Annotated in this window: 17 protein-coding genes; all 17 read right to left on the reverse strand. The window is 68.2% G+C overall.

Annotated elements, in window-relative coordinates:
• Position 1 precedes the first annotated feature (1 nt).
• Positions 2 to 607, reverse strand: coding sequence for a protein phosphatase CheZ (locus tag C1922_RS09620; protein WP_108749546.1), 606 nt, complete (start codon positions 605 to 607; stop codon positions 2 to 4).
• A complete protein-coding gene (gene cheY / locus C1922_RS09625; protein WP_005413247.1) occupies positions 607 to 999 on the reverse strand; it encodes a chemotaxis response regulator CheY in 393 nt (130 codons plus the stop codon). The genes C1922_RS09620 and cheY overlap by 1 nt, the downstream gene beginning before the upstream one ends.
• A gap of 19 nt (positions 1,000 to 1,018) precedes the next feature.
• Positions 1,019 to 1,762 (reverse strand): RNA polymerase sigma factor FliA, encoded by a 744-nt coding sequence (locus tag C1922_RS09630; protein ID WP_108749547.1) that lies wholly within the window; start codon positions 1,760 to 1,762, stop codon positions 1,019 to 1,021.
• Positions 1,759 to 2,646, reverse strand: coding sequence for a P-loop NTPase (locus tag C1922_RS09635; RefSeq protein WP_108749548.1), 888 nt, complete (start codon positions 2,644 to 2,646; stop codon positions 1,759 to 1,761). Before C1922_RS09635 ends, C1922_RS09630 begins: the two co-directional genes overlap by 4 nt.
• A complete protein-coding gene (flhF, locus tag C1922_RS09640) occupies positions 2,633 to 4,285 on the reverse strand; it encodes a flagellar biosynthesis protein FlhF (protein WP_108751549.1) in 1,653 nt (550 codons plus the stop codon). The genes C1922_RS09635 and flhF overlap by 14 nt, the downstream gene beginning before the upstream one ends.
• Positions 4,286 to 4,430: 145 nt before the next feature.
• On the reverse strand, positions 4,431 to 6,536 hold the full coding sequence (gene flhA, locus C1922_RS09645; protein WP_108749549.1) for a flagellar biosynthesis protein FlhA: 2,106 nt from the start codon (positions 6,534 to 6,536) through the stop codon (positions 4,431 to 4,433).
• Positions 6,533 to 7,663, reverse strand: a complete 1,131-nt coding sequence (gene flhB, locus C1922_RS09650) for a flagellar biosynthesis protein FlhB (RefSeq protein WP_108749550.1) — start codon at positions 7,661 to 7,663, stop codon at positions 6,533 to 6,535. Before flhB ends, flhA begins: the two co-directional genes overlap by 4 nt.
• 180 nt (positions 7,664 to 7,843) lie before the next feature.
• On the reverse strand, positions 7,844 to 9,961 hold the full coding sequence (locus tag C1922_RS09655; RefSeq protein WP_108749551.1) for a bifunctional diguanylate cyclase/phosphodiesterase: 2,118 nt from the start codon (positions 9,959 to 9,961) through the stop codon (positions 7,844 to 7,846).
• A 168-nt stretch (positions 9,962 to 10,129) separates the two neighbouring features.
• Positions 10,130 to 10,921: a flagellar biosynthetic protein FliR gene (gene fliR / locus C1922_RS09660; protein ID WP_108749552.1), complete on the reverse strand. Its 792-nt coding sequence runs from the start codon at positions 10,919 to 10,921 to the stop codon at positions 10,130 to 10,132.
• A 13-nt stretch (positions 10,922 to 10,934) separates the two neighbouring features.
• Positions 10,935 to 11,204, reverse strand: a complete 270-nt coding sequence (locus C1922_RS09665; RefSeq protein WP_005413254.1) for a flagellar biosynthetic protein FliQ — start codon at positions 11,202 to 11,204, stop codon at positions 10,935 to 10,937.
• A gap of 66 nt (positions 11,205 to 11,270) precedes the next feature.
• The gene (fliP, locus tag C1922_RS09670; protein ID WP_108749553.1) at positions 11,271 to 12,047 is read right to left on the reverse strand and encodes a flagellar type III secretion system pore protein FliP; all 777 of its coding nucleotides are present in this window, start codon (positions 12,045 to 12,047) and stop codon (positions 11,271 to 11,273) included.
• 1 nt (position 12,048) lies between these two features.
• Positions 12,049 to 12,456, reverse strand: coding sequence for a flagellar biosynthetic protein FliO (fliO, locus tag C1922_RS09675; protein WP_108749554.1), 408 nt, complete (start codon positions 12,454 to 12,456; stop codon positions 12,049 to 12,051).
• Positions 12,453 to 12,788, reverse strand: coding sequence for a flagellar motor switch protein FliN (gene fliN / locus C1922_RS09680; protein WP_108749555.1), 336 nt, complete (start codon positions 12,786 to 12,788; stop codon positions 12,453 to 12,455). Before fliN ends, fliO begins: the two co-directional genes overlap by 4 nt.
• Positions 12,785 to 13,789: a flagellar motor switch protein FliM gene (gene fliM / locus C1922_RS09685; protein WP_108749556.1), complete on the reverse strand. Its 1,005-nt coding sequence runs from the start codon at positions 13,787 to 13,789 to the stop codon at positions 12,785 to 12,787. Before fliM ends, fliN begins: the two co-directional genes overlap by 4 nt.
• A 10-nt stretch (positions 13,790 to 13,799) precedes the next feature.
• Entirely contained in the window at positions 13,800 to 14,315 is a 516-nt protein-coding gene (locus C1922_RS09690) for a flagellar basal body-associated FliL family protein (RefSeq protein WP_108749557.1), read from the reverse strand.
• Positions 14,316 to 14,444: 129 nt separating this feature from the next.
• Entirely contained in the window at positions 14,445 to 15,623 is a 1,179-nt protein-coding gene (locus C1922_RS09695; RefSeq protein WP_108749558.1) for a flagellar hook-length control protein FliK, read from the reverse strand.
• Positions 15,623 to 16,090: a flagellar export protein FliJ gene (gene fliJ / locus C1922_RS09700; protein WP_108749559.1), complete on the reverse strand. Its 468-nt coding sequence runs from the start codon at positions 16,088 to 16,090 to the stop codon at positions 15,623 to 15,625. Before fliJ ends, C1922_RS09695 begins: the two co-directional genes overlap by 1 nt.
• Between the last annotated feature and the right edge of the window lie 3 nt (positions 16,091 to 16,093).

A 16,093-nucleotide genomic window follows, 5' to 3' on the forward strand; every position in this document is an offset into this window, starting at 1 on the left:
CTTACAGCCCCAGGTCCGACAACAGGTCGTCGGCGTCGTTCTGCGAGACCGCGTGGCGGTCCAGTCCCTTCAGTGCCGGCCCGGCCAGTTCCGGGTCGGTGCGATGCTGTTCCGGCGGCAGGCCGAGCGCGCCGAAGCCTTCGTGCACGCGGCGGACGATGCCGACCACGCGACGGATGATCTGCCCGGTCAGGTCCTGGTAGCTCTGGGTCAGGGCGATCTCGGTCAGGTTGTGGCGGATGCGCTCCAGCTGCACGTCCTGGCCCGGCTGCAGGCCGTCGGCGCGCAGCTGTTCGGTCAGGGCGCGGCATTCTTCGGCCAGGTCCAGGGTGCGGTGGGTGGCCTGCTCGGTCATGGCCACCACGTGGTCCAGGCGCGCGCAGGCGTCATCCAGCTCGCCGGCTTCGTCGGGCACGGTCGGCAGCTCGCCCAGGGCCTGGCCCAGTTCGCGGGCCAGCCGCGAAAGGCCGCTCATCATCGGCTGGGTGCGCGCGGCCACCAGGCTGTCAATGCGCTGGCGCCAGGCGCTCTCGTCGCCTGCTTCCAGCGCATCCAGTGCTTCCTGCAGGCGCAGGGCCAGGGCGCTCTTGTCGACCGTGGTATCCATCAGGCGCTGGCCGCCAGGCGTTCGAAGATCTTGCCCAGCTTCTCTTCCAGCGTCTGCGCGGTGAACGGCTTGATGATGTAGCCGTTCACCCCGTTCTGTGCCGCTTCGATGATCTGCTCGCGCTTGGCTTCGGCGGTGACCATCAGTACCGGCAGGGTCTTCAGCTTGGCGTCGGCGCGGATGGCCTTGAGCAGTTCGATGCCGGTCATGACCGGCATGTTCCAGTCGGTCACCACGAAATCGAAGGGCTGGCTCTGCAGCAGTGACAACGCAGCATGCCCGTCCTCGGCTTCGGCGGTATTGGTGAAGCCCAGATCGCCCAGCAGGTTCTTGACGATGCGACGCATGGTCGAAAAGTCGTCAACGATCAGGATGCGCATGTTCTTGTTCAAAGCAGAGTTCCTTTGTTGTTCAATTCTCGAGGCCGGCGTCGGCCGCCTCGAAGACTTTCAGTCGGCCACGCAGGCGCAGCACTGCCTGGCCATGGATCTGGCAGACCCGCGATTCGCTCACGCCGAGCACCGCGCCGATCTCTTTCAGGTTCAGTTCCTGCTCGTAGTAGAGCGAGAGCACCAGTTGTTCGCGTTCGGGCAGGTGGCCGATGGCCTTGCCCAGTTCGCGCCCGAATTCGCCGCGCTCCAGCACCTGCTGCGGGGTGGGCCCGCCTTGGGCGATGGTGTCCAGCTCGCCCTGGTCTTCGATGCGCGATTCCAGGCTCAGCACCTGCCCGCGCGAGGCGTCTTCCATCAGCCGCAGGTAGTCCGGCAGTGGCATTTCCATGGCCGCGGCCACTTCGGTGGCGCTGGCGGCGCGGCCGCTGCTCTGTTCCAGGCGGCGGATGGTGGCGGCGGCATCGCGGGCGCGGCGGTGCACCGAGCGCGGCACCCAGTCGCCACGGCGGATCTCGTCGATCATCGAGCCGCGGATGCGGATCGAGGCATAGGTTTCAAACGAAGCGCCCTGGTCGGCGTCGTAGCTGCGCGAGGCTTCGATCAGGCCCATCATGCCGGCCTGGATCAGGTCGTCCACTTCAACGCTGGCCGGCAGGCGCGCGGCCAGATGGTGGGCGATGCGCCGCACCAGGTCCGAGTGCTGCACGATCACATCGGTGGCCGAGGCGCGCTGCACTTCTTTGTACTGGGCTGCGCCTTTCATGCGGTCACCCCGCGCTGCTTCAGGATGCGTTCCAGGAAGAATTCAACGCCACCGCGCGGCTCGGTCGGGGCCTGCCAGCGGGCGGTGCGGCGGGCGATTTCGGTGATCGCCAGCGCGGCCGGGCTGGACGGGTAGGCCTTCACCACCGGCTGCTGGCGTTGCACCGACAGGCGCAGCCAGTCGTCCTGCGGCACGCAGCCCAGGTAATTCAGCGAGACATCGGCCAGGAATTTCTCGCAGACACGGGTCAGCTTTTCATACAGTACGCGGCCCTCGTTGGGGTCGCGCACCATGTTGGCCACCACCTGGATGCGGTCCACGCCACGTTCGCGCGACAGCACCTTGATCAGTGCGTAGGCGTCGGTGATCGAGGCCGGCTCATCGCAGACCACCACCACGGTGTCCTGCGCGGCCTGGCAGAAGGTCAGCACGCCGTCATTGATGCCGGCGGCGGTGTCCACCACCATGATGTCCAGCTCGCGTTCCAGTTCGGAGAACACGTTGACCAGGCCCACGTGCTCGGCCGGGGCCAGTTCGGCCATGTGCCGGCGGCCCGACGCGGCCGGGACCACCAGCACGCCGTTGGGGCCTTCGATGATCACATCGTCCAGCGAGCAGCGGCCGGCCACCAGGTCGGCCAGGGTGAAGGTCGGGTTCAGGCCCAGGATCACGTCGATGTTGGCCAGGCCCAGGTCGGCGTCCAGCAACAGGGTGCGCTTGCCCATGCCCGCCAGCGCCACGGCCAGGTTGGCCGACACGTTGGTCTTGCCCACGCCGCCCTTGCCGCCGGTCACCGCAATGGTGCGCACAGGGCCCAGCGGCTCGCTGCGGGTGGCCGTCAGCGGGAAGGTGGTGGTCAGCTTGGCGTACTCACGCGACGGCATGGTTCAACTCCGGGTTGCAGGGCATATCGGCCGCTCGGCGCAAATCTTCAAGGCGAAGTACAAGATTGGCTGCAGATGCACGGTGCAGGTCGTCCGGCACGTCCTGGCCGTCGGTCACCCAGGTGATCGGCAGCTGGTGGTCCACGGCAACCGACAGGGCGTTGCCGAAGCGGCCGGTCTCGTCCAGCTTGCTCAGCACCAGGCCCTGCAGGTTGGCCGCGCCGAAGCGGCGGACCACCTCGTCCATGTCGCCGAAGCTGGTGTTGGCCGGCAGCACCAGCAGGGTGCGGACCTGGCGGGCGGCGCGCAGCCACTGCAGCTGGGCGGCCAGCGCGCGGTCGCGCGGGCCCAGGCCGGCGGTGTCGATCAGCACCAGCTTGTAGTCCTTCAGGCGCTCCAGCAGCTGGTCCAGGTCGGTACCGCTGTTGGCTTCGTGCACCGCGATGCCGAGCTGGCGGCCGTAGCCGTACAGCTGTTCACGGGCACCCACGCGCAGGGTATCGGTGGTGACCAGGGCCACATCGCGGGCGGCGTGGCTTTCGGCGAAGCGCGAGGCCAGCTTGGCGATGGTGGTGGTCTTGCCAGCGCCGGTGGGGCCAACAAGGGCGATCACGCCGCCTTCTTCCAGCGGATCGACCGGGGCGATCGGCAGCTTGCGCGAGATCAGCCCCAGCATCAGGCCGCGGCCGCGGTGGGCCTCGGTTTCGGCCGGAATCTGCATGGCCACGTCGCGGGCCAGGCCGGCATCGAAACCGTACTCGTCCATCAGGTCCAGCGCCGCACCGCGCACGGCGTTGCCACGCAGGCGTTCGTCGGTGAAGCGGTTCATCTCGCGCTCGATCACCTGGCGCATGCCGGCCACTTCCTGGCGCAGCTGGCGGATCTCGGCGTCATCCTGGGCCACCACGGTCACCACCGGCGCCGGCATCAGCTGCGGGGCGGGTTCGGGCTGCGGCGCGGCTTCGGTCAGTGCCGGGGCCGGCTGCTCGACGGTCACCGCCGGTTCGGCGGCGATCACGGCGGCCGTCGGCGCTTCGGCCGTCATCGGCAGCGGCGGCGGCAGGGCGGCCGTGTCCTGCGGTTCGTCGTGCGGCGGATCGATCAGGAAGCGGGCGCGGTTGATCGGGGCCGGCGCGGCGGGCGCAGCGGCCGGTGCCGGCGGGGCGACGATGGCGTCGGCGAACGGGGCGAAGATCTGTTCCGGCAGTGCCGGTTCGTTGACGCTGGCGCGGGCCAGGGTGTCGGCGAAGCCGGTGCTGCCGCGGGTCGGCACGATCTCGTCGGCGCTGTCCAGGGTGCGCCCGGTGGCACCCACGGCAGCGCGGGCCAGGGCGGCCACGGCCGAGGTGGTGGCGGCGATCGGCTCCGGCGCCGGGGTGGCGCTGCGGCGGCGGGTGACCGCGGCGATGACAGCGTCGGCGGCGGTGCGCGGCTTCGGTGCCGGCGGCGGCGCGACATCGCGGCGCGAGGCATCCAGTGCGCGCTGCACCACGCCTTCGTCGTAATGGGCGGCGGCCACGATTTCGATGCCTTCTTCGATCCGGCGGTTGGACAGGATCACGGCATCGGGCCCGTGTTCCTTGCGCACCAGGTTCATGGCCGAGCGCATGTCGGCGGCGACGAAGCGTTTGATTTTCATGCTGTGATCACGGGTCGAAGACGGCGGATTGGCGGTCGGAGAACGCGGGTGGTCGGTGGTCTGCACGGTTCGGGTTCCCCTTGGAATCTGTCGGTTGCTGCAAGTGAAGAGTGGTGTCTGTTTTCTGGCGCTGCGGAGGGCGGCGTCAGCTGATCGTTCCGACCAGCTTCAGGCGCTTGTCCTCCGGCACCTCGCTGTAGGCCAGGACCGACAGCGACGGAACGCTGTGGCGGACCAGGCGGGCCAGCGCGGCGCGCACCGGGCCCGGTACCAGCACAACCGCGGGCTCGTTGCGGGCTTCCTGCTTGCTGACACATTCGGCCAGGCTCTGGTGCAGTCGCTCAGCGAGTCCGGGTTCCAGCGCGGCGCCGTTGCCCTGCGTGGACTCCTGCAAGACACGTTCCAATTGCGGGTTGAGGGTGAACACCGGCAGCTCCGCCGACATTCCGGCGATCTCCTGCACGATGAAGCGGCCCAGCGCGTTGCGCACGGCGGCGGTGAGGGTGGCCGGGTCCTGGCTGGACGGGGCGTGCTCGACCAGCGCTTCGGCGATCTTGCGCAGCTGGCGGATCGGAATGCGTTCGATCAGCAGGTTCTGCAGCACGCGCACCACCGCCGACAGCGGCAGCGCCTTGGGCGTCAGATCTTCGACGAGCTTGGGCGCGCTCTTGCCCAGGTTGGCCAGCAGGTGCTGCACTTCTTCGTGGCCCAGCAGTTCCGGCGCGTGTTCACGGATCAGGTGCGACAGGTGGGTGGCGACCACGGTGGCCGGGTCGACCACGGTGTAGCCCAGGGTTTCGGCCTGTGCGCGCTGGTGCGGCTGGATCCAGGTGGCGTCCAGGCCGAAGGCGGGGTCCTTGCCGGCAATGCCATCCAGCGGGCCCAGCGCGCTGCCCGGGTCCAGCGCCAGTTCGCGGTCGGGGTGGATTTCGGCGGTGGCCACCGGCACGCCGTGCACCAGCACGCGGTAGGCGTTGGCGGCCAGTTCCAGGTTGTCGCGGATATGCACCGAGGGAATCAGGAAGCCGACGTCCTGGGTCAGCTTGCGGCGCACGCCCTTGATGCGCGCCATCAGTTCGCCGCCCTGGTTGCTGTCCACCAGCGGAATCAGCCGGTAGCCCACTTCCAGGCCCAGCGGATCGACCGGGCGCAGTTCGTCCCAGCTCAGTTCAGCGGTGGGAGCCGGCGCGGCGGGGCGGCCCAGCGCGTTCACCGGGCCGTTCTCGCCGGCCCTGGCGGCGGCGTCGGCGGCCGGCAGCTGGGTCTTGCGGTACAGCTTCCAGGCGATGAAGCCCAGGATCGCGGCCAGCGTCAGGAAAGCGACGTTGGGCATGCCCGGCACCAGGCCGACCAGGCCAATGATGCCGGCGGTGATGGCCAGTGCACGGTACTGGCCGAACACCTGGCCGGTCATGGCCTGGGCCATGTCCTGTGAACGCGAGGCGCGGGTGACCAGCATGGCCACGGCGCTGGACACCAGCAGGGCCGGCAGCTGCGCCACCAGACCGTCACCGATGGACAGCAGAGTGTAAGTGGCGGCCGCATCGCCGAAGGGCATGCCATGCTGCAGCACGCCCACGGCCAGGCCGCCCAGCATGTTGATGAACAGGATCAGGATGCCGGCGATCGCATCGCCGCGGATGAACTTGCTGGCGCCGTCCATCGCACCGTAGAAGTCGGCTTCCTCGCGCACTTCCTCGCGGCGGGCCTTGGCCTCTTCACGCGTCAGCAGACCGGCGTTCAGATCGGCGTCGATGGCCATCTGCTTGCCGGGCATGGCGTCCAGGATGAAGCGCGCGGTCACTTCGGACACGCGGCCGGCACCCTTGGTGATGACCACGAAGTTGATGATGGTCAGGATTGCGAAGACCACGATGCCGACCGCGTAGTTGCCACCGATCACGAACTCGCCGAAGGCGGCGATCACCTTGCCGGCTGCTTCGTGGCCGTTCTGGCCGTTGAGCAGGATCACGCGGGTGGAGGCCACGTTCAGCGCCAGGCGCAGCATGGTGGTGACCAGCAGCACGATGGGGAAGATGGTGAAATCCAGCGGGCGCTTCACGTAGACCACCGCCAGCAGCACCATCAGCGAGATGGCGATGTTGAAGGTGAACAGCGCATCGAGCACCGGGGCGGCCAGCGGTACCACCACCATGGCCAGCAGGGCCAGCACGATCAGCGGCGCGCCAAGACCCTGGCGGATCATGTCGAGCACGCGGCGGCTGTTGAAACCAGAGGTCTGGGCGTTCATGGGCGGCCTCCAGTGCCGAATTCATCCACGTCGATGTGGGGAGTGGACGGCATCGGGCCGGTCCGCCAGCTGCGCAGCTGGTAGACGTAGGACAGCACCTGGGCGACGGCTGAATACAGTCTCACGGGAATTTCCTTGCCGAGTTGACCCTCCCGATACAAGGCGCGTGCCAAAGGCGGGGCCGAGACGATGGCCACCTTGTTGCCGTCGGCTACTTCACGGATGCGCAGGGCGGTTTCGTCCACGCCCAGGGCGACCACGGTGGGGGCGCTCATGCGGCTGCCTTCGTACTTCAGGGCCACGGCGTAGTGGGTGGGGTTGACCACCACCACGTCGGCGGTGGGCACCGCCTCCATCATGCGGCGGTTGGCCATCTGCTGCTGCAGCTGGCGGATGCGCCCCTTCACTTCGGGGCTGCCTTCGCTTTCCTTCATTTCCCGGCGCAGCTCTTCACGTGTCATCTTCAGCTTGCGCATCCAGTTCCAGCGCTGGTACGGCGCATCGATGGCGCCCAGCAGCAGCATGGCGCCGGCGGTGGCCAGCAGCAGCTTCAGGGTGAACGCCAGGCCGTGGCCGATGGCCGATTCCAGCGGCTGGTGCAGCAGCCCGCGCAGGGCATCGAAGCTGCTGGCAAACACCAGCGCGGCCGCGGCGCCGACGAAGCCCACGCGCAGCAGCGACTTGGTGAACTCGGCCACGGCCTCGGCACCCCACATGCGCTTCAGGCCGGCGATCGGGCTGAGCCGCTTGGGGTCGGGCATCAGCGATTTGTTCGACCAGCGCAGCCCGCCCATCACCAGCGGGGACAGGAAGCTGGCCAGGAAGCAGACCACCAGCAGCGGCCAGCAGGCCATCATCAGGCGCAGGAACAGCCAGCCGAAGTGGCCGAACAGGGCCTGCGGGTTCTGCCACAGGGCCGGCTCGGGGCTGAGCGCGGCGCGCATCCAGGCATGGCCGCCAGCGGCAATGGAGCTGCTGGTGGCCATGATGGCGATGACCGCCGCGCCGAACACCGCCACGGTGGCCAGCTCGCGCGAACGCGGGATGTTGCCCTGTTCACGGGCATCGCGCAGGCGCTTTTCTGTTGGCTGTTCGGTTTTTTCGCCTGCGTCTTCGTTCTCGGACATCGCGGTGCACTACGGCGGGGAGTGCCGGGGTGCGTGCAAGAACTGTTCCGTGACGGAAGAGCGGTGCCAACCAAGGTTGGCACCTACCAGGGCAGGGCGGTTGGCACCCACCAGAGCGGGGCGGTTGGCACCCACGGGAGGAGGGCGGTAGCGCCGGGCCATGCCCGGCGGGCGCACGCCTCAGCGCGGCGGTGGGTTGGCCAGCTCCACCCGCGGCCGCGGCAGGTCGTGCAGTTGCATGAAACGGGCCGGGTCCACCGGGCGGCCCAGCAGGTAGCCCTGCAGGTAGTCACAGCCCAGCCGTTCCAGATAGGCGCGCTGCGGGGCGGTTTCCACGCCCTCGGCCACGATGTCCATGTCCAGCGCATGGCCCAGCGCCACGATGGCCGACACGATCACCACGTCTTCCGGGCTGTGTTCCAGATCCCGCACGAAGGCGTGGTCGATCTTGATCTCGGTAGCGGGCAGACGCTTGAGGTACAGCAGGCTGGAATAGCCGGTGCCGAAATCATCGATGGAAATGCCCACGCCCAGCGCCGACAGGCTCTGCAGCAGGCGCAGGCTGGTGTCGGTATCGCGCATCACCGTGCTTTCGGTGATTTCCAGGACAAGGTGGCGCGGGGTGATGGCGTAGCGTTCGATCACGTCCTCCACATCGCGCAGCAGGTGCGGCGAACTGAACTGCACCGGCGACAGGTTCACTGACATCGACCAGCCGTCATGGCCGGCATCGTGCCAGCGGCGCAACTGCTGGCAGGCCTGTTCCAGCGCCCAGCGACCGATATCGTGAATCGCACCGCTGCGCTCGGCCAGGCGGATGAAGCGGTCAGGCGGGATCAGGCCCTGTTCGGGATGGCGCCAGCGGATCAGCGCCTCGGCGCCAGCCACGGCCTGCGAAGCCACGCGGATCTTCGGCTGGTAGTGCAGGAACAACTGGTCGGTGCCAATGGCGCGGCGCAGGTCGGCCAGCAGGCGGAACTGCTGTTCTGCGCTGTCGTTCATCCAGTCGGAAAACAGCACGAAAGCGTTGCGGCCCGATTCCTTGGCCTGGTACATCGCCGCATCGGCAAAGGCCATCAACTGGCGCTCGCTGGCGGCGTGGTCGGGACAGATCGCGATGCCGATGCTGGCGGTCACCTGCAGTTCGTTGTCGGCCAGCAGCGGGCCGCCGCCCACGGCTTCCAGAATGCGCCGGGCCAGGGTCGGCAGGTCTTCGTCGTGTTCGATGCGCACCACCAGCACGAACTCGTCGCCGCCCAACCGGGCTAGCATGTCGTTGGGCCGCAGCAATTGGCGGGTACGCTCGGCCACGGCCACCAGCAGGGCATCGCCGGCCTGATGGCCATAGGCATCGTTCACCTGCTTGAAGCCGTCCAGATCCATGAACATCACCGCGAAGCGGCTGCCGCCCTGTTCGGCCTCGGCCAGCGCCTGCACGATCCGGCGCTGCAGCAGCAGGCGGTTGGGCAGGCGGGTAAGCGGGTCGTGCAGGGCGGCCTGGGTAAGCTCCTGCTGGGCGTCGGTCAACGAGGTGCTGAGCAGCGAATTGCGCAGCCTCAGCAGCTGCGCCTCCACCCGTTGTTCCAGCCAGGACACCACCAGCACCACCGCCAGGATGGCCACGGTTAGTACCACCACCATCACCGCCAGCCACGTGCTGCGCAGGCCGTCGCCAACCGCGGCACCGCAGACGCTGCCTTCGGGGAAGCGGGCGGCGGCCATGCCGGTGTAATGCATGCCCACGATGGCCAGACCCAGCAGGCCGGCGGCGGTCAGCCGATCAACGTTGCGGGTGTTCTGCGCGCGCAACCGGAAGGCCACGTACAGCGCAGTCCACGATGCAGCCACGGCCACCAGCAGCGACAGTGCCAGCCACACTGGCTGGTAGTCGATGCCCGGCTGCATGCGCAGCGCGGCCATGCCCACGTAGTGCATGCTGGCAATGCCGCTGCCCATCAGCACCGCGCCACCGGCCAGGCGGCCATGCGGCAGGGTGTGCAGTGACACCAGCCACAGCGCGAACACCGACGAGGCGATGGCCAGCGCCAGCGACACCAGAGTGATGGGCAGGTCGTAGCCCAGCGGAATGGGCAGGTCGAAGGCCAGCATGCCGATGAAGTGCATGGACCAGATGCCCAGCCCCATGGCGAAGCCGCCGCCCAGCCGCCACCACCAGGTGGCACCGCGGCCAGGTGCGGTCACCGTGCGCCCGGCCATGGCCAGGGCGGTATACGAAGCCATGACGGCAACCAGCAGCGAGGTGGCCACCAGCCATGGGTTGTACGTGCCTACCAGCATTCGTCAGTCTCCCGGACCTGCCTGTCAACGGAAAAACTACGGTGGGGCAAGGCTACGGCAAGCGGCCGTGCAGAACGCGGGCCGCGCGCGGCGTCCCCCTGGTCGCCGCCCATTCACTGTAACGCGTTACAGGGGGGGCAGGGCAATCAACAGGATGTGATGAAGTTCTCACTGAGTGACGGCGCCAGCGGCCTCGAACGCCGCATCGAACATGCGCTGCACCGGTGGCCCCATTTCACCGGCCAGCAGGGCCAGCAGGAACAGGCCCAGCAGCAGCGACACCGGCAGGCCCAGCTGGATCGGGTTCAGTGCGGGCGCGGCACGGGCCAACACACCGAAGGCCAGGTTGACCGCCAGCATGGCCACCACCAGCGGTATGGCCAGGGTAAGGCCGCCGCGCAGCACGGTCAGCAGGAAGGTAGGAGCGATGCTGAAAAAGGCATGCGGATCGGGCAGCGGCGCGCCGATGGGCAGGGCGCGGTAGCTGTCCACCACCAGCGAGATCAGCGCCAGGTGCCCGTTGGCGGTGAAGAACAGCAGGCCGAACAGCAGGTAGAACCACTGCCCGATCACACCGGAGGTGCCGCCACGCAGCGGATCGCTCATCTGCGCGAAGGCCAGGCCGGTGCCCTGCGCGACCAGTTCGCCCGCCAGTGCGCCGGCTTCGAAGATCAACCGCAGCAGGAAGCCGATGGACACACCGATGGCCAGCTCACGCGCAATGGTTAGTACGGTGGCGGCGTCGAAGCCGGTCCAGTCCGGTACCGGCGGCAGCAGCGGGGCCAGCGCGATGGACAGCGTGGCCGCCAGCATCACCCGCACGCGGGCCGGCACTGCGCGGGTCCCGACCATGGGCATGGCCATGGCCACCGCGCCGAAACGCAGCAGTGTCCACAGCACGGTGCCGATCATGCCAAAGGCCTGCAGGCCGTCGGCGGCCATCTGGGTGGCGGCGTCCATGGCGGCGCGGTTCCTAGCCGATCAGGTGTGGGATGCGCTGGAACAGCAGCGTGGTGAACTCGACCAGGTGGCCGATCAGCAGGCTGCCGAGCGCAAACAGTACGGCGGTCAGCGCCGCGGCCTTCGCCACGAAGGCAATGGTGGGTTCGTTCAACTGGGTCGCGGCCTGCACCACGCCCACCACCACGCCCACCACCAGCACGGTCAGCAGCAGCGGGCCGGCGACCCACAGCACGGTAATCAGGCCGCCACGCAGTTCAGTCAGGGCAAGTTCGGGAGACATTCGGGTTCCATCTGCTCATGTAGAGTCGAGCCACGCTCGACTGCCTTTCAATACCGCCGGCTTGAATCAAGCCGGATTGAAGCTGGCCGCCAACGTACCCACGGTCAGCACCCAGCCATCGACCAGTACGAACAGCAGGATCTTGAACGGCGCCGACACCAGCATCGGCGACAGCATCATCATGCCCATCGACATCAGCACGCTGGCCACCACCAGATCGATGATCACGAACGGAATGAAGATCAGGAAGCCGATCTCGAAGGCGGTCTTCAGTTCGCTGGTGACGAACGAGGCGACCAGCACCGGGAACGGAATCGCATCGGGGCTGGCATAGGTGCCGTGGCCGGCAATGCCGGCAAAGGTCATCAGGTCGGTTTCGCGGATCTGCGCCAGCATGAAGGCGCGCAGCGGCTGGGTGGTCAGCGTCCAGGCGGTCTGGAAGTCGATATCGCCGTTCAGGTACGGCGCCATGCCGGTGCTCCACGCCTTGTCCCAGGTCGGCAGCATGATCATCGCGGTCAGGAACAGGGCCAGGCCCAGCAGCACCTGGTTGGACGGCGTCTGCCCGGTGCCCAGCGCCTGCCGCAGCAGGCCCAGCACGATGATGATGCGGGTGAACGAGGTCAGCACCAGCAGCATCGACGGGATCAGGGTGATCGCCGTCATCAGCAGCAGGGTCTGCAGCGGCAGGCTGACCGGCGCGCCGCCGATCTTGCCCACGTTTACATCGGGCAGCGACGGCGGTGCGCCCGGCGCGGCAAACGCCAGCGCGGGCAGCAGGCACAGAGCGATCAACAACAGCCACGGCATCAGGGTGGCGAAGCGGGAACGGGTCACGCGCATGTCAGGGGTCCTTGCGCAGCCGCTGTTGCAGCAGCTGGGCGAAATTCGGCAGGTTTTTCAGGTCCGGCACGCGCACCGGCGCCGGCGGCGGCAGGGGCTCGGACAGGGTGTGCAGGGTGTTGATGCTGCCGGCGGTGACGCCCAGCAGCAGCTGCTGGCCGTTCACTTCCACCACCACCACGCGTTCCTTGGCGCCCACGGTCAGGCTGGCCACCAGCTTCATGCCTTCGGCCGGGCGGAAGCCGCTGCCGGGCAGGCGCTTGAGCAGCCAGCCCAGGCCGATCACCAGGGCCAGCACGGCCAGCAGGGCCAGCACCGCACCGAACAGACTCGGTGCGGTGGCGGCATGCTGGCCGATCTGCGGCGTTGCCTTCGCAGCGGCCTGCGCGGTGGCGAGCAGCAGGCTCAACGCAGTCTCCGGATCCGCTCGCTCGGGCTGACCACGTCGGTCAGGCGCACGCCGAAGCGGTCGTTGATCACCACCACTTCGCCGTGGGCGATCAGGGTGCCATTGACGAACACGTCCAGCGATTCGCCGGCGCCGCGTTCCAGTTCCACCACCGAACCCTGGTTGAGCTGCAGCAGGTTGCGGATCGGCAGGCGGGCGCGGCCGACTTCCAGCGACAGGGTCACCGGCACGTCCAGGATCACGTCCAGGTTCAGGTCCGGACCCGGGGTTTCATCGGCCTGCAGGCTGCCGAACTGGGCCGGGGTCGGTTCGAGGGCGTCGATATCGTTCATTGCGGGTCTTCCTGGATGACGGGTACGCGCGGGCGGGTCCCCGGCGGATGGGTAGCGGTGACTTTCACGGCGTTCATGCCGTTGGCGATGCCGAATTCGCCGGTGAACACGGGAATGTTTTCAACGCACAGCGGCACCTGGGTGTTCAGCTCGATCGGCAGGATGTCGCCCACCTTCAGCTGGGTCAGGTCGCGCAGGGTCATGCGCTTGCTGGCCAGCACGCTGGACAGGGTGACTTCGGCGATGTTGAGCTGTTCGCGCAGCATCACGCCCCAGCTGGCATCGCGGTCGTTGCGATCGCTCTGGATACCGGCGTCCAGCAGCTCGCGGATCGGCTCCAGCATCGAATACGGCAGGGTGACGTGGATATCGCCGCCACCGCCGTCCAGTTCCACGTGCAGGCGGCACACCACCACGTATTCGCGCGGGGTGACGATGTTGGCGAAGTGCGGGTTGATTTCCGAATTGATGTATTCGAAATCCACTTCCATCACCGGCGCCCAAGCTTCGCGCAGATCGGCGAAGGTCTGCTTCAACAGCAGGTGGATCACCCGCATTTCGGTGGCGGTGAATTCGCGGCCTTCGATGCGGGTGGGGTAGCGCCCGTCGCCGCCGAAGAAGTTGTCGACGATGGCGAACACCAGGGTCGGCTCGAACACGATCAGGCCGGTGCCACGCAGCGGCTTGAAGCGGATCAGGTTCAGGTTGGTCGGCACATACAGCGAGTGCATGTAGTCGTTGAACTTGATCAGCTCGATGCCGCGCACGGACAGTTCGGCCGAGCGGCGGATCAGGTTGAACAGACCGATGCGCCACAGGCGGGCGAAACGCTCGTGCACCATTTCCAGCGTGGGCATGCGACCGCGGATGATGCGGTCCTGGCTGGCAAAGTCGTACGAACGTGCTTCGCCGGACGGCGGCTCCGGATCGGTTTCGACCGCGCCGCTGTCCACGCCATGCAGCAGGGCATCGATCTCATCCTGGGACAGCAGGTCATTCATCGGTAGGCCCTTACTGGGTCACGAAGCTGGTGAACAGCAGATCGTCGGCGCCGTTGCTGCCGGTCTCGGCCTTCAGCACTTTCTGCACGGCGGCCAGCGCTTCGCCCTGCAGCTTCTGCTTGCCGGCCACGTCGGCAATCTGCTCGGGGCTGACCTGCGAGAACAGCATCAGCAGGTTGGCGCGCAGTGCCGGCGCATGGGTCTTGATCGCCTCCAGCGCGGCGGCGTCGCGGGTCATCAGCTGCACTTCCACCTGCAGGTAGCGCGGGCCATCAATGGGGCCGTTCAGATTGACCACGAAGGCCGGTTCCAGCGCGAAGTACTGGGCCGGGGCCGGGGTGGCGCCCTTCTTCGGGGCTTCGGCGGTGGCCGGTTCGTGCTTGCTCTGGGTGAAGAACCAGACGCCGGCGCCGGCGGCACCTGCGGCCAGGACGGCCACCAGGGCGGTGATGAGCAAAGGACTGCGCGGCTTGGCGCTCTTGTCCTTGTCGGCGGTCTTCTTGGTTTTGTCAGCGGCTGCGGCCACGGGGTGAAGCTCCTCAGGGGTTGCTTCACAGGGCTATGCAAGGGGTGTGCCGCAGTGGCGGGGAAGGGCGGCGACGGAATTCCGTCGGCGCCCCGGTTCCGGTATGGGCCAACCTGGGTTGGCCGCCGGTTATGCGTAGGCGTCCAGCAACCCGCGCTGGCGGATCAGCTGCGCCGCCGACACCGTGGTGTCGGCCAGCGACGGTTCTCCGTCACCGATCCGGCCGTTGCCGCTGCCGGAGTTCTGGCCCGACGTTCCGCCGTCGCCGCTGCTGTGGTGGCCCACATCGGCGTGGGCCAGCTGGAAGCCCTGTTCGCCCAGCAGTTCGCGCAGCCGCGGCAGGCTGCTTTCCAGCGCCTGGCGCACATCAACGTGCGGGCTGCTGAAGCTGGCGTGCACCTTGTCACCGTTCATCTGCAGGCGCACGTCCACCGGGCCCAGGTCTTCCGGGTTCAGGGTGATGTGGGCGTGGCCGATCTTCTGGTCCGCCAGCCAACTGACGCGTGCACCGATGGCCTGGTCGAAACCATCATCGCCCAGCACCGGGGTAGGGGTGGGTTCGCCGTTGAACACCGGCGGGCTGGCCAGCGCGGCTTTCAGGTCCTGCAGGGCGGCGGGCAGGGCCACCTGCAGCGGTGCGGTCACGCTGCGATCGCTGCCGTCCGCATCGTCTGCGCCATCCAACGCGCTCTGTGCCAGCACGGTGCCGGGCAGTGGCAGTTCGATGGCTTCGCTATCGGCATCCGGTGCGGTAGTGGTGGCGGCTACCCCCGTGGCCGCAGGCGCGGTGGCCGGTGTAGCGGCGGTGGCCGCGGCGGGCAGCGTGGCAAGCGCAGCAGGCGCAGCGCTGGGCAGGGCGTCGGCGCCGGCGCCCGTGGCGGTGGGCAAAGCAGGCACGGTGGGGTCGGCGACCGGCGCCACCATCAGCGCCAGCCCGGCCAGGCCCAGCGGCGGCCAGGGTGCGTCGTCGCTGTCGGTCGCTGCGTCCTTGTCGGTGGCCGGCGCGGGGGTGTCAGTCGTGCTGGCGGCCACCTCCGTCTTGGCGGCGTCGGGGTCGGTAGCATCGGCGGAACCGGCCGGCGTGCGCGCATCCGCGGTGCCCGCGTCGCTGTTGCTCGCCTTGTTCGCCGGCTTCGACGGGGCGCTGGCGGTCTTGGCCGCAGGCGTATTGCCGCCGCCCTGCAGCATCTGGTCGAAACCGTTGCCGCTGCTGCCGTCGCTGCGGCTGCTGCGTGAGCTGCTGCCGGTGGTGCCGGTGGTGCCGGTGGTGCCGGTGGCGGTGCTGTTGCCAGTCAACAGGGAAGGCATCACGCGCGGCCTCCCTGCGGGTCGCTGTCCGGGTCTGCGGCCTGCGCCAGGCGCGCGCGGCGTGCGCCGATGTCATCCATCTCGCGCTGGTCGCGGCGGTCGGTCACCACCTTTTCCTGTGCGCGGTAGCTGGCGGCCAGCTGCTCCAGCACGGCCTTGTCACGGCTGGCCAGGATCAGACGCGCGCGTTCGGCTTCCACCTTTTCGCGGTTGCCGTTCACGGTCTGCTGCTGCTGTTCCACCGCGCTGTCCAAGCGGTCCAGGAAGGCACGGCGGTTCAGCAGCTGCGCCGGACTGGTGGCGGCCATCTGTGCGTTTGCGTATTCCTCGGCATAACGGCGCAGCTCATCCAGCCGCGACAGATGGGTGTCCAGCACGCGCTGGCGCTCGGCCAGGTCGCGGGCCACCGCGTCTTCGTGTTCCTGCGCCCGCTTCAGCAGCGGGTCGATGCGCTTGGACTGTGTCATGGC

Origin of the sequence: Stenotrophomonas sp. ZAC14D2_NAIMI4_7 (assembly GCF_003086675.1) — a bacterium.
Lineage (GTDB): Bacteria > Pseudomonadota > Gammaproteobacteria > Xanthomonadales > Xanthomonadaceae > Stenotrophomonas.

Bases quoted from the DNA above. Each gene is read 5' to 3' on its own strand.
- fliN (WP_108749555.1), bottom strand. From the start codon at position 12,788: ATGAACGATATCGACGCCCTCGAACCGACCCCGGCCCAGTTCGGCAGC.
- fliM (WP_108749556.1), bottom strand. From the start codon at position 13,789: ATGAATGACCTGCTGTCCCAGGATGAGATCGATGCCCTGCTGCATGGC.
- flhF (WP_108751549.1), bottom strand. From the start codon at position 4,285: ATGAAAATCAAACGCTTCGTCGCCGCCGACATGCGCTCGGCCATGAAC.
- C1922_RS09620 (WP_108749546.1), bottom strand. From the start codon at position 607: ATGGATACCACGGTCGACAAGAGCGCCCTGGCCCTGCGCCTGCAGGAA.
- flhA (WP_108749549.1), bottom strand. From the start codon at position 6,536: ATGAACGCCCAGACCTCTGGTTTCAACAGCCGCCGCGTGCTCGACATG.
- C1922_RS09665 (WP_005413254.1), bottom strand. From the start codon at position 11,204: ATGTCTCCCGAACTTGCCCTGACTGAACTGCGTGGCGGCCTGATTACC.
- C1922_RS09630 (WP_108749547.1), bottom strand. From the start codon at position 1,762: ATGAAAGGCGCAGCCCAGTACAAAGAAGTGCAGCGCGCCTCGGCCACC.
- fliJ (WP_108749559.1), bottom strand. From the start codon at position 16,090: ATGACACAGTCCAAGCGCATCGACCCGCTGCTGAAGCGGGCGCAGGAA.
- fliP (WP_108749553.1), bottom strand. From the start codon at position 12,047: ATGCGCGTGACCCGTTCCCGCTTCGCCACCCTGATGCCGTGGCTGTTG.
- C1922_RS09695 (WP_108749558.1), bottom strand. From the start codon at position 15,623: ATGCCTTCCCTGTTGACTGGCAACAGCACCGCCACCGGCACCACCGGC.
- C1922_RS09635 (WP_108749548.1), bottom strand. From the start codon at position 2,646: ATGCCGTCGCGTGAGTACGCCAAGCTGACCACCACCTTCCCGCTGACG.
- flhB (WP_108749550.1), bottom strand. From the start codon at position 7,663: ATGTCCGAGAACGAAGACGCAGGCGAAAAAACCGAACAGCCAACAGAA.
- C1922_RS09655 (WP_108749551.1), bottom strand. From the start codon at position 9,961: ATGCTGGTAGGCACGTACAACCCATGGCTGGTGGCCACCTCGCTGCTG.
- fliR (WP_108749552.1), bottom strand. From the start codon at position 10,921: ATGGACGCCGCCACCCAGATGGCCGCCGACGGCCTGCAGGCCTTTGGC.